Origin of the sequence: Terrabacter sp. NPDC000476, from assembly GCF_040300125.1 — a bacterium.
In the GTDB taxonomy this organism is placed as follows: domain Bacteria; phylum Actinomycetota; class Actinomycetes; order Actinomycetales; family Dermatophilaceae; genus Terrabacter.
This window is the reverse complement of the sequence record NZ_JBEPDF010000002.1, coordinates 171,900-185,974: the sequence shown is the minus strand read 5'-3', so window position 1 is coordinate 185,974 and position 14,075 is coordinate 171,900. Positions and strand designations below refer to the sequence as shown.

General features: G+C 73.7%; 14 protein-coding genes. 10 read left to right on the top strand and 4 right to left on the bottom strand.

Going from position 1 to position 14,075, the window contains the following annotated elements:
- The 3 genes from ABT295_RS13300 to ABT295_RS13290 all read right to left on the bottom strand — a co-directional run bounded on the left by ABT295_RS13300 (position 1) and on the right by ABT295_RS13290 (position 2,756).
- Positions 1–1,197 (bottom strand): exonuclease SbcCD subunit D, encoded by a 1,197-nt coding sequence (locus ABT295_RS13300; protein WP_352394886.1) that lies wholly within the window; start codon positions 1,195–1,197, stop codon positions 1–3.
- A gap of 88 nt (positions 1,198–1,285) precedes the next feature.
- Positions 1,286–1,663 (bottom strand): phage holin family protein, encoded by a 378-nt coding sequence (locus ABT295_RS13295; protein ID WP_352394885.1) that lies wholly within the window; start codon positions 1,661–1,663, stop codon positions 1,286–1,288.
- 4 nt (positions 1,664–1,667) lie between these two features.
- Positions 1,668–2,756: a 6-phosphofructokinase gene (locus tag ABT295_RS13290; RefSeq protein ID WP_352394884.1), complete on the bottom strand. Its 1,089-nt coding sequence runs from the start codon at positions 2,754–2,756 to the stop codon at positions 1,668–1,670.
- A gap of 144 nt (positions 2,757–2,900) precedes the next feature.
- Between ABT295_RS13290 and hisC the strand changes: the two genes are divergently transcribed.
- The 10 genes from hisC (at position 2,901) to ABT295_RS13240 (ending at position 12,738) form a co-directional block, all read left to right on the top strand.
- Positions 2,901–4,058, top strand: a complete 1,158-nt coding sequence (hisC, locus tag ABT295_RS13285) for a histidinol-phosphate transaminase (protein WP_352394883.1) — start codon at positions 2,901–2,903, stop codon at positions 4,056–4,058.
- A gap of 12 nt (positions 4,059–4,070) precedes the next feature.
- The gene (locus ABT295_RS13280) at positions 4,071–4,817 is read left to right on the top strand and encodes a hypothetical protein (RefSeq protein WP_352394882.1); all 747 of its coding nucleotides are present in this window, start codon (positions 4,071–4,073) and stop codon (positions 4,815–4,817) included.
- On the top strand, positions 4,814–5,638 hold the full coding sequence (locus ABT295_RS13275) for a hypothetical protein (protein WP_352394881.1): 825 nt from the start codon (positions 4,814–4,816) through the stop codon (positions 5,636–5,638). Before ABT295_RS13280 ends, ABT295_RS13275 begins: the two co-directional genes overlap by 4 nt.
- Entirely contained in the window at positions 5,635–6,429 is a 795-nt protein-coding gene (locus tag ABT295_RS13270; RefSeq protein WP_352394880.1) for a hypothetical protein, read from the top strand. The genes ABT295_RS13275 and ABT295_RS13270 overlap by 4 nt, the downstream gene beginning before the upstream one ends.
- A gap of 9 nt (positions 6,430–6,438) precedes the next feature.
- Positions 6,439–6,843, top strand: coding sequence for a glyoxalase superfamily protein (locus ABT295_RS13265; protein ID WP_352394879.1), 405 nt, complete (start codon positions 6,439–6,441; stop codon positions 6,841–6,843).
- A 1-nt stretch (position 6,844) separates the two neighbouring features.
- Positions 6,845–7,381, top strand: coding sequence for a hypothetical protein (locus tag ABT295_RS13260; RefSeq protein WP_352394878.1), 537 nt, complete (start codon positions 6,845–6,847; stop codon positions 7,379–7,381).
- Positions 7,382–7,420: 39 nt separating this feature from the next.
- A complete protein-coding gene (locus ABT295_RS13255) occupies positions 7,421–8,851 on the top strand; it encodes an AAA family ATPase (RefSeq protein ID WP_352394877.1) in 1,431 nt (476 codons plus the stop codon).
- 279 nt (positions 8,852–9,130) lie between these two features.
- Positions 9,131–10,285, top strand: a complete 1,155-nt coding sequence (pdhA, locus tag ABT295_RS13250) for a pyruvate dehydrogenase (acetyl-transferring) E1 component subunit alpha (RefSeq protein WP_352394876.1) — start codon at positions 9,131–9,133, stop codon at positions 10,283–10,285.
- Positions 10,285–11,277 carry an alpha-ketoacid dehydrogenase subunit beta gene (locus tag ABT295_RS13245; protein WP_352394875.1) on the top strand — a complete coding sequence of 331 codons (993 nt, stop codon included), beginning with the start codon at positions 10,285–10,287 and terminating at the stop codon, positions 11,275–11,277. The genes pdhA and ABT295_RS13245 overlap by 1 nt, the downstream gene beginning before the upstream one ends.
- A gap of 15 nt (positions 11,278–11,292) precedes the next feature.
- Positions 11,293–12,738: a dihydrolipoamide acetyltransferase family protein gene (locus tag ABT295_RS13240; RefSeq protein WP_352394874.1), complete on the top strand. Its 1,446-nt coding sequence runs from the start codon at positions 11,293–11,295 to the stop codon at positions 12,736–12,738.
- Between the two features lie 136 nt (positions 12,739–12,874).
- On the opposite strand, the gene ABT295_RS13235 is transcribed toward ABT295_RS13240, so the two are convergent.
- Positions 12,875–14,041: a YeiH family protein gene (locus ABT295_RS13235; RefSeq protein ID WP_352394873.1), complete on the bottom strand. Its 1,167-nt coding sequence runs from the start codon at positions 14,039–14,041 to the stop codon at positions 12,875–12,877.
- Between the last annotated feature and the right edge of the window lie 34 nt (positions 14,042–14,075).

Genomic DNA, 14,075 nt, shown 5'->3' with positions numbered 1-14,075 from the left:
TCAGCTCGCCTCCTGCGCCTCGGCCCGGTGCTGGGCGGCCACGGCCGCCTCGTAGCCGGCCTCGAAGACGTCGACCTCGCCGCCGCTCGCCTCGGTCTTGGTCACGTAGGCGATGAAGTCGGAGCCGAGCTCGCGGGGGTCGCGCTCGCTGACCACGGTGGTGCCGCCGCGGCCGCGGTCGACGGCGCCCGCCGGCTCGTGGAAGACCTGCAGGGCGTGGGGGAAGCGGGACCGGAGCCGGTCCATGAGCGAGTCGGGGCGCACCCGGTCGGTGACGGTCACCCGCACCCACGCCTCCTCCGCCGCGGCGTGCTCCGGCGCCTCGAGCAGCTCGTCGAGGCGACCGCGCAGGGTGGCCATGGCCCGGGGCTGCACGACCTCGACGGGCGTGACGCGGGCCGGCCCCGTCGCGTCGAGGTCGACGAGCAGCACGACCTTCTGGTGCTCCTGCTCCGAGAAGGAGTAGCGCAGCGGCGAGCCCGAGTAGCGCACGACCGACCCATCGGCCGACTCGGGCGCCTGCGGCCCGTGCAGGTGGCCGAGGGCCGCGTAGTCGATGCCGCGGAACACCGTGCCCGCGACGCGGTCGACGCCGCCGACCATGATCGAGCGCTCCGAGTCGCTCGGCTCGGCGCCGGCGACGAACGCGTGGGCGAGCACGACCGAGCGCACGCCCGGCCGCCCGGCGAGGTCGGCCCGGATGCGGTCGCACGCCGCCCCAACGACGGCCTGGTGCGAGCGCGGCAGCGGCTCGCCACCACCGGACAGCGCGACCCGGGCGTGGTCGGGGTCGAGGTAGGGGATGCCGTAGACCGCGGCCCGCACGCCGTCGCTGCCCTCGAGCAGGAGCGGCAGGTCGAGCCGGCCGAGGTCGGTGACCATGCGGATGCGGTCGCGGAAGAGGGCCGAGCCGTAGCCCAGCCGGATGGCCGAGTCGTGGTTGCCCGACGTCACGACGACGGTGGTGACCGCCGCGAGCCGCGAGAGCGTCCACTCGAAGAGCTGGACCGACTCCACGGGCGGCACGCCGCGGTCGTAGACGTCTCCCGCGACGAGCACGGCGTCGACGGGCACGCCGTCGGGCGGGTCCTCGACCAGCTCGCAGAGGCGCTCGAGCACGGCCGTCTGCGCCTCGTGCAGGTTCACGCCGTGGAGCGTGCGCCCGAGGTGCCAGTCGGAGGTGTGGAGCAACCGCATGACTCGACGGTAGGCGCACCCGCCGACAGCCTCCTCACCGACACCCCGGCCGGCGTGCGATCGCCGGCACGGCGGTGTGCGGGAGAGGTCAGTCGGACTTGACGAAGCTGAGGATCATCGAGACGAACGTGACGATGAGGGCGCCGAAGACGGCGTCCCAGAAGAAGTGGTCGACGTGGAAGGCGAGGTCGAGCTTGCCGGCCAGCCACGAGGTCAGCTCGAGCATCAGCGCGTTGACGATGAAGACGAAGAGGCCGAGCGTCAGGATGATGAACGGCATCGACAGGAGCTTGGCGACCGGCCGGATGAAGGCGTTGACGATCCCGAAGATCAGCGCGACGAGGACGACCGTCCAGAAGATGTTGCCCGTGCGGCCCTCCCCGAACGAGATGCCGGGGAGCGCCCAGGCCGCCACCCACAGGGCCACGGCGTTGATGACCGTCTGCAGCGCGAAGTTGAGGAGCATGCGCTCAGTGTTCCACGGCCTCGGGCACGCCGTCGGGAAGCCCGGGGTGCTCGTCGCCGGGGATCCGCGGCTGGAACATCGCGTTGAGGCGCAGCAGGTCGGGCTCGACCATCTTGAGCGAGCCGACCGCCTCGGCCACGGGCACGCGCTCGATGCGCCCGCGCTGCAGCGCGACCATCTGGCCCCAGGCGCCGTCGAGGGCGGCCTCGACGGCGGAGACGCCGAAGCGGGTGCCGAGCACGCGGTCGAACGCGACGGGTGACCCGCCGCGCTGGATGTGGCCGAGCGCCGTCATGCGGCTCTCGATGCCGGTGCGACCCTGGATCTCGCGGGCGAGGATCGAGCCGATGCCGCCGAGGATCTGGTGGCCGTACTTGTCCACCTCGGGTGCGGGGATGTCGATGGTGCCGGCCTTGGGCAGCGCGCCCTCGGCGACGACGACGATGGTCGCGAAGCGGCCCTTCTTGTGCCGGTGGACGATCCGCTCGCACACCTCGTCGATGTCGAAGGGCTCCTCCGGCACGAGCGTGATCGCCGCGCCGCCGGCCAGGCCCGACCAGATGGCGATGTGCCCGACGTGCCGACCCATCACCTCGACGACGAGCACGCGGTGGTGCGACTCGGCGGTCGTGTGGAGCCGGTCGATCGCGTCGGTGCAGATCTGCACGGCGGTCTGGAAGCCGAACGTCATCTCGGTGAGGGAGATGTCGTTGTCGATGGTCTTCGGCACGCCGATGACGGGGAAGCCGTTCTCGTGGAGCCGGTTGACGACGCCCATCGAGCCCTCGCCGCCGATGCCGATGATGGCGTCGAGCCCGTGGCGGTCGTAGGCCTTGCGCACCCGCTTCAACCCGTCCTCGTGCGCGAAGGGCTGGTCGCGGCTCGTCCCGAGGATCGTGCCGCCGAGCGGCAGGATGCCACGGCAGCGGTCGACGTCGAGGATCTCGTAGTCGTTGTCCATGACGCCGCGCCACGCGTTGCGGAAGCCGATGACGGTGCTGTCGTAGGTCACCTCGGCGGCGCGGGTGGCGCCGCGGATGACGGCGTTGAGGCCGGGACAGTCTCCGCCCCCGGTGAGGATGCCGATGCGCATGGTCTGACTTTCGGGAGAGTGGGCGAGCAGGATGTCGAGGCGGCGCTGACACGACGGTGTGAGCCTAACCACACCGGGGCCGCGGCGTCAGGCAAGCGTCCATGGGGCGGTCGTCCCCGTGGACACTGCCTCTACAGTTCGAGTATGAGCGAGACCGTCGACACCGCCGAGAGCCCGAGCGAGCGCGTCACCGAGAGCGCGCCCCCGCGGGAGGCGTATGCCGCGCCGGAGTCCACCGTGCGCCTGCGCGCGGTGCTCGCGCAGATGCCCGACTACAAGCCGGGCAAGGCTGCCGTGGCGCCCGCGGGCGTGACGGCGTACAAGCTCAGCTCCAACGAGAACCCGTACGGTCCGCTGCCCTCGGTGCTGGCGGCGATCGGCGACGGCGCGACCACGGTCAACCGCTACCCCGACATGGCCGTGACTGCGCTGACGGAGCGACTCGCGGAAGCGCTCGACGTGCCCGCCGAGTGCATCGCGACGGGCACCGGGTCGGTCGCCGTGCTCGGGCAGATCATCGATGCCGCGTGCGACGCCGGCGACGAGGTCGTCTTCGCCTGGCGCTCCTTCGAGGCCTACCCCATCGTCACCCAGCTCGCCGGGGCCGAGCCGGTCATGGTGGGCCTCGACGACCGGGCCCGGCACCGGCTCGACGCCATGCTCGCGGCGATCACCGACCGCACCCGCGTCGTGCTCGTCTGCACGCCGAACAACCCGACCGGGCCGTGCGTGCACCAGGCCGAGCTCGAGGCCTTCCTCGACCGCGTGCCCAAGGACGTCGTCGTGGTCGTCGACGAGGCGTACGTCGAGTTCGTCCGCGACCCCGAGGCCGTGCGCGGCCTCGAGGTCTGGCGCGAGCGCCCCAACGTCGTCGTGCTGCGCACCTTCTCCAAGGCGTACGGGCTCGCGGGGCTGCGCGTGGGGTATGCCGTCGCGCACCCGCCCGTCGCCGCCGCCCTGCGCAAGACGGCGACGCCCTTCGGCGTCAACTCGCTCGCCCAGGTGGCTGCCATCGCCTCGCTCGACGCGGTCGACGAGCTGACCGAGCGGGTCGAGTCGCTCGTGGCCGAGCGCGACCGGGTCGTGCAGGCCCTCACCGACCAGGGGTGGACGCTGCCCCGGTCGGACGCGAACTTCGTGTGGTTCCCGCTCGGCGCCGACTCCACCGCGTTCTCGCAGGCGTGCCAGGAGGCCGGCCTCATGGTTCGCCAGTACGGCGACGACGGGGTGCGCGTCACGATCGGCGAGGTCGAGGCCAACTCACGGCTCGTCGAGGTGGCCCAGCGCTTCGGCGCCCGCTGACGGAGGTCGCGGATGGGCACGGCGCGTCACACGCTCGCCGGTCGCCGGCCGGCCGCGGGTGCCGCGCTGCTCGGCGTCCTCCTCGTCGTGCCGTCGGTCGCGTCGCCCACGTGGGAGATGGCCGTGGCCGACCGCGAGCACGGCTCGCTGCTCTCGCGCCAGTGGGAGTGGAGCTGGGGTCGGGTGCGGCTGACCGGGCTCGAGGGCGTCGAGCTGAGCGACCAGTGGAACCCGGTCGGCCTCACCGTCCTTCTCCTGGTCCTCGCCGCAGCGGTCGTCGGAGTCGCCGCCTGGGCGGTGCGCCGCTCGTCGTGGAGCCAGGCCGTCGCGCTCGTCGCCGTCGGCCTGCTCGCCGGCCGCGTGCTGACGACCGTGTCGGCGCGGATCGGGCGCTCCCTGAACGAGGTGGACCGCGGCGCGGCCGGTCTCACGGTCCGGACCGACATGACCTCCGCGGGGTCGCTCGAGAGCGCGGCCGCGGTCGTCCTCGTCGTGGCCCTCGCCCTCCTCGTGACGGCCACCGTGCTCGACCCCGGGCGCACGCCGCCCGGGCTGGGCGCGACGTCCGGGCCGAACGCGGCGCCCGAAACCGATGCCGGCCCCGCCGGTGCCCGTGCCGGCGTCGCCGGGCTCCGGCCCGCGGGTGAGCACCTGACGACGCCGCCCGTGTCGTTCGACGAGACGCGGGCCGGCGCGGCAGACTCGTCGGACCGCACGCCGACGTCGGGCCCGCCCGGCAGGACAGGGGGACGCTCGTGACGGACGTGAGGGGGAAGGTGGTGCCGGGGCGGCTCGTGGGCGCCCTCGTGGGCCTGGCTGGGGTGCTGGCCGCGGTCCCGACCGTCGTGCTGCCGACCCAGGCCATCACCAACAACCCGGCGGGGGATGCCGGCTCGTTCACCGTGCCGGACTTCGAGCAGTCGTACTGGAGCTGGGGACGCGTCGCCGACACGACCCCTGGGCTCGAGGACGCCGTCACCATCGGCAACGTGGGCGGCCTCGTCGTCCTCGTCCTCGCCCTCGCCGCTGGACTCGCCGGTGCCGCGGCCTACGCCTTCCATCCCGGCACGGAGGGGAGGGTCCTCGGTGCGGCCGGACTCGCCTGGGCCGCGTCCCAGCTCGTCGGGAGCACCGCCCGTCGGCTCGGCGACACGATCTTCGGCTTCTTCGGCCAGGGCCAGTTCGCCCTCGAGACCCGACCCGCAGGCGTCCTCGAGGTGGTGGCGGCCGTGCTCCTCGTCGTCGCGACCCTCCTCGTCGTGCTGCGGCCGCTCGCCGCGGTCGTGCGGTCCGGGGTGACCCGCGTGCGGCGGCTCTCGCGTCGAGGGGCGGCTGCCGAGGAGCCCGGTGCGGGAGACCTGCCCGCGCGAGAGACGCCCCGCGTCGGCATCGCGAGGATCCGCGACGTCGCACCCGGCTCCGGCCACGGTGGTGGACAGCCTGCCGCGACGCGCTGGGGCGGGTCACCGTCGGGCGTCGGCTTCTCCGACGCCGGCCCGGACGCCGGGCGGGACGGGCAGGCCGGTGGCACCCGTCAGGATCCCGGCGCCGACTCCGGCCGGTTCCGACCGCCACGATGACCGAGGCAGCCCGCCGCGCTTCCGCGCTGCCCGACGGGGTGGCGCGTGCCCTGCGCGTCGGCGGTGCCGCGACCGGCCTCGTCGGGGTCGCCCTGGCTGCCACGACGACCGTGTGGCCCACGAAGATCCTGGCGCTGCGGGTGCCCGAGGTCGGTGACTTCACCCGGGGCTCGGAGCAGTGGCTCTGGTCGTGGGGCCGCGACGTCGTCCACTACGTCACCCACGGCCTCGTGCTCGCCGACGACCCGGGTCCCCAGCCGGTGGCCCGTCTCGTCCTCCTCGTGGCGGTCCTCGTGGTCGCGGCTGTCGGCCTCGTCACGTGGCTCGTCGTTCCGGGACGGCGTGGCGAGGTCTGCGCGGGGGTCGGGCTCGGAACCGCCGTGGGGACCGTCGGGTCGTCGGTCGTGCAGCGGGTCTCCTTCGACGACCGGACGATCGGGCTGCAGCCCGGTCTCGTCTCGGTGACGACGACCGCGGGATGGCTCGAGGTGGTGGCGGTGGCGCTGCTGCTCGTGGCGCTCGGCCTGCTCGTCGTGCCGCTGCTCCTGCCGGGGGCCACGTCCGCAGCCGTCGTGGGGGTGCGGCGCCTGACCGCGCGGACCACCCAGGCCCGCGTGGGCGTCGTCCGGACGCCGGCCGGAGGCGCCGGCGCGGTGCCCGCACCCCCGCGACCGCGGGCCACGCTGCGCGAGGTCCCGGGCGCGGGCGGCGACGAGGGCGGGACGCGCCCGGCGGTCGGCTTCTCGGATCCACCGCCTGATCCGGGCCCTCCGGCGGCGCCGCGGTCCTAGGGTCTGCCCATGGAGATGCGACTCGAGCTGGTGATGGTCCCCGTGACGGACGTCGACAGGGCGAAGGACTTCTACGTCGACCAGGTCGGCTTCGTCGCCGACCACGACCACGCCGTCAGCGACGAGGTGCGGTTCGTGCAGCTGACCCCGCCGGGCTCGGCGTGCTCGATCGCCATCGGCAAGGGCCTGACGCAGATGCTGCCCGGTGGCCTCGACAACCTCCAGGTCGTCGTGGCCGACGCCGACGCCGCCCGGGCCGAGCTCGTCGCGCGCGGGATCGACGCCTCCGAGGTCGACGACCAGGCGTGGGGGCGCTTCGTCCGCTTCAGCGACCCCGACGGCAACCGCTGGACGCTCCAGCAGCTGCCCGCCTGGTCCGCCGGCGGCTCCGGCGGCTCCGGCGGGGACGACTGACGTGCGGCGGCTCGTCGCCCTCCTGCTCGCCCTGGGGTCGGCCCTGCTCGTCGCGGCGCTCGTGTGGCCGACACAGCGGATGGAGGTCCAGCTGCCCGGAGGCGGGCTCGTGCCGGCCGTCGACATCTGGCTGTGGGGGCGGGTGCGCGTCACGGGCGACCTCGCCGAGGTCTCGGGCCGGGGCTCGACCGCGGTGCTCGTCACCCTGGCGGCCTGTGCGCTCGCAGCGGCTGCGGCCGGGGTGCTCTGGTTGCGCGCGGGTCGTCGGCATCGCGTGGCTCCGGCCGTCACCGTCGCCGTCGTGCTGGCCGCCGTCGCGCTGGGGGCGTTGGTCGTGAGCCTCGCGACCACCGACACCGACGTCGGGTGGTGGGCCGTGGCCGGGCAACCGGTCTTCAGCCGGACCGTCGTCGCCGCCCTGCCCCCGGCCGTGGTGGCACTCTGGGGCCTGGCGCTCGTCGTCATGCTCGGTCTGCTCGTGCGTCGACGTCGCGGGCCCGACGCGGCACCCACGCCTCCGGGGCCGACCGCCGCCTGATCCGGCGGCGGTGTCGGCGCGGGCACCTACGGTCGTCGCATGCTCACCGCCGTCGCCGTGTCCGGCTACCGATCGCTGCGCGACGTGGTCGTGCCCCTGCACGGCCTCGACGTCGTCACGGGCGCGAACGGCAGCGGCAAGTCGAGCCTCTACCGCGCGCTGCGTCTGCTCGCCGGGTGCGGGCGCGGCGACGTCGTGGGCGCGCTCGCGCGGGAGGGAGGCCTGCAGTCGGCGCTCTGGGCGGGGCCCGCCACGCTCGGTGGCGCGCGCGAGCGCGGCCACGCGGTGCAGGGCACCCGGCGCAGCGGTCCGATCAGCCTCCGGCTCGGCTTCGCCTCCGACGACTTCGGCTACCTCGTCGACCTCGGCCTGCCGCAGCAGTCGTCCGGCGCCGAGGCCGGCGCTGCGTCCGCGTTCCTGCGCGACCCGGAGATCAAGCGTGAGGTCGTCTGGGCCGGCCCGGTCATGCGGCCCGGCTCCGTCCTCGTGCGTCGCCGCTGGGGCGTCGTCGAGACGCGCGGTGCGCCGGCCGGTGACGACGGATGGGACTCGCCCTGGGGCGACGGCGGCGGCGACGCTGACGAGTGGGAGTCCGACCCCGCCGAGACGCCGGGGTCGCGCACCGGGTCTCGGGCGGCCTACCGCGACACCGGCACCCCGGATGCCGGCGACGGGAAGGGCGTTCGCAGCCGCGGGGCCCGCGGCGCGCAGGCCGGCGCAGGGGCGCGCGCGGGTTGGACCGAGCTGACCCGGTCGCTGCGGCCGTGGGAGAGCATGCTCACCGAGCTCGCCGACCCAGAGCGCGCCCCGGAGCTGCTCCGGGTGCGCCGCACGATGCGGGCCTGGCGGTTCTACGACGGGTTCCGCGCCGACGCCGACGCACCCGCGCGCACGCCGCAGGTCGGCACGCGCACGCCCGTGCTCGCCGACGACGGCCGCGACCTGGCGGCCGCGCTGCAGACGATCCGCGAGCAGGGCGGTCGCGAGCTCGACCGGGCCGTCGCCGACGCCTTCGACGGGGCGATCCTCGACGTCACGGTCGACTCCGGACGCTTCGACGTCGCCCTCCACCAGCCCGGCATGCTGCGCCCCCTCTCCGGGGCCGAGCTCTCCGACGGCACCCTGCGCTACCTGCTGCTCGTCGCGGCCCTGCTGACCCCGGACCCGCCTCCGCTCGTGGTGCTCAACGAGCCGGAGACCTCGCTCCATCCCGACCTGCTGGCGCCGCTCGCCCGGCTCGTCCGGGCGGCGGGCGAGCGGAGCCAGGTCATGGTCGTCTCGCACTCCGACCAGTTGATCCGCGCGCTCGGGGTGGTGCCCGACGACGCCGACCCCGACGGCGACGACCGCCCCGCCGGCCTCGGCACGGCGCCGCGCGGCGTCACCCTCGTCAAGGACCTCGGCGAGACCTTCGTGCAGGGCCAGGGCCTGCTCACGACCCCGCCGTGGACGTGGGGCAGCCGCCGCTGACCCGGGCGGGCGCGTCGGGAGGCGGGCGCGGTGGTGGCGGACGGCATACGGCGACGGCATACGGAGACGGCGGTTGCCGGACGGGGAGCGGGACGGCTTCGGGAAGCGCCCGCGTCCCGCATTGTGAGATTCGCAGGCCTCTCCGGTAAGTTCCGGTCCGAGGACCAGGCACGTGTCCGTCGTCACGAACGGCGGGCCTGCGCCCCAGAAGCCGACGAGCGGGTGACCCCCGTCCGCGGGCCGAACGAGTAGGCCGGTCTCACCGGCGAAGGAGCCCCAGTGAGCGACAAGGTTGTCGCCGAGCTGCAGGAGCCGACCCCCGCGGTCGGCGACGGTGGCCCGGACATGATCCAGCTGCTGACCCCCGAGGGTCAGCGCGTGTCCCACCCCGACTACGACAAGTACGTCGCGGACCTGACCCCCGAGGACCTGCGCAGCTTCTACCGCGACCTCGTCCTCATCCGCCGCCTGGACGCCGAGGGCTACGCCCTGCAGCGCCAGGGCGAGCTCGGCCTGTGGCCGAGCCTGCTCGGCCAGGAGGCGGCGCAGGTCGGATCGGGTCGGGCGCTCAAGCCGCACGACTTCGTCTTCCCCACGTACCGCGAGCACGGCGTCGGCTTCGTGCGCGGCATGGACCCGCAGAGCTCGCTGCAGCTCTTCCGCGGCGTCAGCCAGGGCGGCTGGGACCCGCAGGAGAACAACTTCCACCTCTACACGATCGTCATCGGGGCCCAGGCGCTGCACGCCACGGGCTACGCGATGGGCGTGCGGATGGACGGCAACGTCGGCACCGGCGACCCCGACCGCGACACCGCGGTGATCTGCTACTTCGGTGACGGCGCCTCCTCGCAGGGCGACGTCAACGAGGCGTTCGTCTACGCGGCGAGCTTCGACGCACCGGTCGTCTTCTTCTGCCAGAACAACCAGTGGGCCATCTCCGAGCCCGTCGAGAAGCAGACCCGCATCCCGCTCTTCCAGCGGGCGCGCGGCTTCGGCTTCCCGGGCGTGCGCGTCGACGGCAACGACATCCTCGCGACGTATGCCGTCACGCAGCACTGTCTCGACGAGGCGCGCAACGGCAACGGCCCGCTCCTCATCGAGGCCTACACGTACCGCATGGGTGCGCACACGACGGCCGACGACCCGACGAAGTACCGCGTCTCGGCCGAGGTCGAGGAGTGGAAGTTCCGCGACCCGATCCTGCGCCTCAAGACCCTCCTCGCGCACGAGGGGATGGCCGACGAGGCCTTCTTCGCGTCCGTCGACGAGGAGGCCGACCGGTTCGCCGCCGAGCTGCGCGAGGGCTGCGTGACGATGGAGACGATGCCCGGCGCGACGATGTGGGACCACGTCTACGCCGAGGACCACCCCGTCATGGAGGCGGAGCGCGCCGCCTACCTCGCCTACAAGGCGAGCTTCGAGGAGGCGAACTGATGGCCGGCCAGCTCGAGAAGGTCACGCTCGGCAAGAGCATCACCAACGGCCTGCGCAAGGCCATGGAGGCCGACCCCAAGGTCGTGCTCATCGGTGAGGACATCGGCAAGCTCGGTGGCGTCTTCCGCATCACCGAGGGCCTGCAGAAGGACTTCGGCGAGGACCGCGTCATCGACAGCCCGCTCGCGGAGTCCGGCATCGTCGGCACCGCGGTCGGCATGGCGCTGCGCGGCTACCGGCCCGTCTGCGAGATCCAGTTCGACGGCTTCGTCTACCCGGCCTTCGACCAGATCGTCAGCCAGGTCGCCAAGATGCACGCTCGTGCCCTCGGCGCCGTGAAGATCCCCATGGTCATCCGCATCCCGTTCGGCGGCGGCATCGGCAGTCCGGAGCACCACTCCGAGAGCCCCGAGGCCTACTTCGCCCACACCGCGGGCCTGCGCGTCGTCGCGTGCAGCAACCCCGAGGACGCCCACTGGATGATCCGGCAGGCCGTCGCGTGCGACGACCCGGTCATCTTCTTCGAGCCCAAGCGGCGTTACCACGACCGTGCCGAGTACGACACGTCGGCGACGTCGGCCCCGCGGGGGCTCTTCGAGGCCAACGTGATCCGCGAGGGCACCGACGTGACGCTCGTGGGCTACGGGCCCGTCGTCAAGACGATGGTCGAGTCAGCCGCCGCGGCGGAGGCGGAGGGCACGAGCATCGAGGTCATCGACCTGCGCTCGCTCTCCCCGCTGCCCATCGACGCGATCGTCGCGTCGGTGCGCAAGACCGGCCGGCTCGTCGTCGTCCACGAGGCGAGCAGCTTCCTCGGCATGGCGTCGGAGATCTCCGCGCAGGTGACCGAGCAGTGCTTCTACGAGCTCGAGGCCCCGGTCATCCGCGTCAACGGGGCCAACATCCCCTACCCCCCGAGCCGGATGGAGGAGGAGTTCCTCCCCGACCTCGACCGCATCCTCGACGGCGTCGACCGCGCGCTCGCGTACTGAGAAGGGCTGCCACACATGGCCATCAAGACGTTCAACCTGCCCGACCCCGGTGAGGGCCTCGTCGAGGCCGAGATCGTCGAGTGGAAGGTGTCGCCCGGCGACACCGTCAAGGTCAACGACATGGTGCTCGAGATCGAGACCGCCAAGTCGCTCGTCGAGCTGCCGATCCCGTGGGCCGGCACTGTCAAGGAGCTGCTCGTCGAGGTCGGCCAGACCATCGACGTCGGCACGCCGATCATCTCGGTCGACGACGGCCTGGGCGGCGAGGAGGCCCCGGTCGCGCCCTCGATCCCCGGCGAGAAGGCCGAGGGATCCGAGGCGATCCTCGTCGGCTACGGCGCCAAGGCCGGCGCGACGGCACGCCGTCCCCGCAAGGGGCAGGCAGCCGTTCCGGCCGCGTCGTCGGCCCCGACCGAGACCGAGCAGATCGCGGCGGCCGCCCCGGTGGCCGAGCCGGTCGCTCCCGCTCCCCGCGTCGAGTCGCCGGCGCCGGCCGTGCCGTCTGCCGCGCCGTCCGTCGTGCCCGCGGGTGGACGCCCCCGGGCGAAGCCGCCCGTGCGCAAGCTCGCCAAGGACCTCGGCATCGACCTCGCGAGCGTCACCCCGACGGGCGCCGACGGCGTCATCACGCGTGACGACGTGACGAACCACGCGAGTGGTGCGTCCGTGAACGGCGCTGCAGCGCAGGCGGACTCGACGGCTACACCGGCCGCGACGGCATACCGAATGCCGTTCGGTGCGGGTGAGCGCGAGGAGCGCATCCCGATCAAGGGCGTGCGCAAGATGACCGCGCAAGCGATGGTCGGCTCGGCGTTCACCGCGCCGCACGTCACCGAGTGGATCACCGTCGACGTCACGAAGACGATGGAGCTCGTCGACCGGCTCAAGGGCAGCCGCGAGTTCAAGGACGTCAAGGTCACGCCGCTGCTCGTGCTCGCCCGGGCGCTCGTCCTCGCGGTCAAGCGCAACCCCGGCATGAACGCGACGTGGGACGAGGCCAACCAGGAGATCGTCCAGAAGAACTACGTCAACCTCGGCATCGCAGCGGCGACCCCGCGTGGCCTGATCGTCCCGAACATCAAGGACGCCCACGCCCTGACGATGCTCGAGCTGGCCCAGGCCATCGGGCAGCTCACGGCGACGGCCCGCGAGGGACGCACGCAGCCCGCCGAGATGTCGGGCGGCACGATGACGATCACCAACGTCGGCGTCTTCGGCGTCGACAGCGGCACCCCGATCATCAACCCGGGGGAGTCGGCGATCGTGTGCTTCGGTGCGATTCGCAAGCAGCCGTGGGTCGTCACCGACGCCGACGGCAACGACGAGATCGCGATCCGCCACGTCACGCAGCTCGCGGTCAGCTTCGACCACCGGCTCATCGACGGCGAGCTCGGCAGCCGCTTCCTCAGCGAGCTGGCCGCGATCCTCGCCGACCCCGCGCAGGCCCTCGTCTGGGGCTGACCACCACCTCAACCGTCGAGAGGCCACTCCCTGCGGGTGTGGCGCGCTCGAGAGGCCAGTTCTCGTGACGGGAACTGGCCTCTCGACGTGTTCGGACCCGCACGAACTGGCCACTCGACGGTGTAGGGGCGGCGGGTCAGGTGGTCAGGAGGATCCCGCCGAGGGCGAGGGTCGACACCCAGGCAGTGGCGAGCCCGGCGAGGACGAAGGGGCGGGCGCCCACGCGACGCAACGCGGCGACGCGCACGCCCGTGCCGAGGGCGAACATCGCCATCGTCAGCAGGGCGGTCTCGGACAGCCGCGCCGCGGTCAGCACGCCCTGCGGCACGAACCCCGTCGTGCGCACGAGCACGAGCGCGACGAACCCGACCACGAAGAGCGGCACGAGCGGCGGCTGACGCCGGCCGGCACCGGGCCCACCCGGCGCCCCACCCTGCGGCCCACCCTGCTGGGCGACCTGCCGGCGGGCGACGCGACGCTCGTGCACGCTGATCGCGGCGAGCACCGGGGCCAGCAGCAGCACCCGGCCGAGCTTGACGACGACCGCGACCGCCAGGGCCCCGCCGCCGATGACCCCGGATGCCGCGACGACCTGGGCGACCTCGTGGATCGAGGCGCCGGCCCACATCCCGGCCAGCGTGGCGTCGAGGCCGAGCGCCCCGGCGAGGATCGGCAGCAGCGGGATCATCGCCGTGCCGAAGAGCACGACGAGCGCCACGGCCGTCAGGAGCTCCTCGTCGTCGGCGTCGACGACCCCGTCGACCGCTGCCGCCGCCGCGGCCCCGCAGATCGAGAACCCACCGGCGACGAGCAGCGTCTGGGTGCGGCTGAGCCCGAGGAGCCGGCCCGCCACGACGGTGCCGACGATGCCGAGCACGACCACCGTGACGACGACGGCGATGACGCCCGCGCCCAGGCCGAGCACGTCGGACAGGGCGAGCTGGAGCCCGAGCAAGGCGACGCCGACCCGCAGCAGCCGACGGGCCGCGACCGCGAGACCGGCCTCGAGGCGCGGGACGACACGGTCACCGGGCGCGCCGAGGTTCGCGAGCCCGGCGCCGAGCACGATGGCGAGCAGCAGCGGGCTCACCGAGGGCAGCAGCTGCGCCACGCCGAGGGCGAGTGCCGACACGGCGGCCGCGACGAGCAGGCCGGGCGCGACCCGGCGCGCCCCGTCCTGCACGCCCCGCGCCGCCGGCACCGCAGCCGGCACCGCAGCCGGCACCGCAGCCGGTGCCGCCGCCGGTTCTGCTGCCCCGGGCTCCGGAGCAGAGGTGCAGGGTGTCGTGCGCGCGATGGCCATGCTCCCAGCCTCGCGTGCGGCACGGGACCGCGGT

Coding starts and splice junctions, on each gene's coding strand:
- ABT295_RS13300 (WP_352394886.1), bottom strand. CDS start 1,197: ATGCGGTTGCTCCACACCTCCGACTGGCACCTCGGGCGCACGCTCCAC.
- ABT295_RS13295 (WP_352394885.1), bottom strand. CDS start 1,663: ATGCTCCTCAACTTCGCGCTGCAGACGGTCATCAACGCCGTGGCCCTG.
- ABT295_RS13290 (WP_352394884.1), bottom strand. CDS start 2,756: ATGCGCATCGGCATCCTCACCGGGGGCGGAGACTGTCCCGGCCTCAAC.
- hisC (WP_352394883.1), top strand. CDS start 2,901: ATGAGCGAGACCGTCGACACCGCCGAGAGCCCGAGCGAGCGCGTCACC.
- ABT295_RS13280 (WP_352394882.1), top strand. CDS start 4,071: ATGGGCACGGCGCGTCACACGCTCGCCGGTCGCCGGCCGGCCGCGGGT.
- ABT295_RS13270 (WP_352394880.1), top strand. CDS start 5,635: ATGACCGAGGCAGCCCGCCGCGCTTCCGCGCTGCCCGACGGGGTGGCG.
- ABT295_RS13265 (WP_352394879.1), top strand. CDS start 6,439: ATGGAGATGCGACTCGAGCTGGTGATGGTCCCCGTGACGGACGTCGAC.
- ABT295_RS13255 (WP_352394877.1), top strand. CDS start 7,421: ATGCTCACCGCCGTCGCCGTGTCCGGCTACCGATCGCTGCGCGACGTG.
- ABT295_RS13245 (WP_352394875.1), top strand. CDS start 10,285: ATGGCCGGCCAGCTCGAGAAGGTCACGCTCGGCAAGAGCATCACCAAC.
- ABT295_RS13240 (WP_352394874.1), top strand. CDS start 11,293: ATGGCCATCAAGACGTTCAACCTGCCCGACCCCGGTGAGGGCCTCGTC.
- ABT295_RS13235 (WP_352394873.1), bottom strand. CDS start 14,041: ATGGCCATCGCGCGCACGACACCCTGCACCTCTGCTCCGGAGCCCGGG.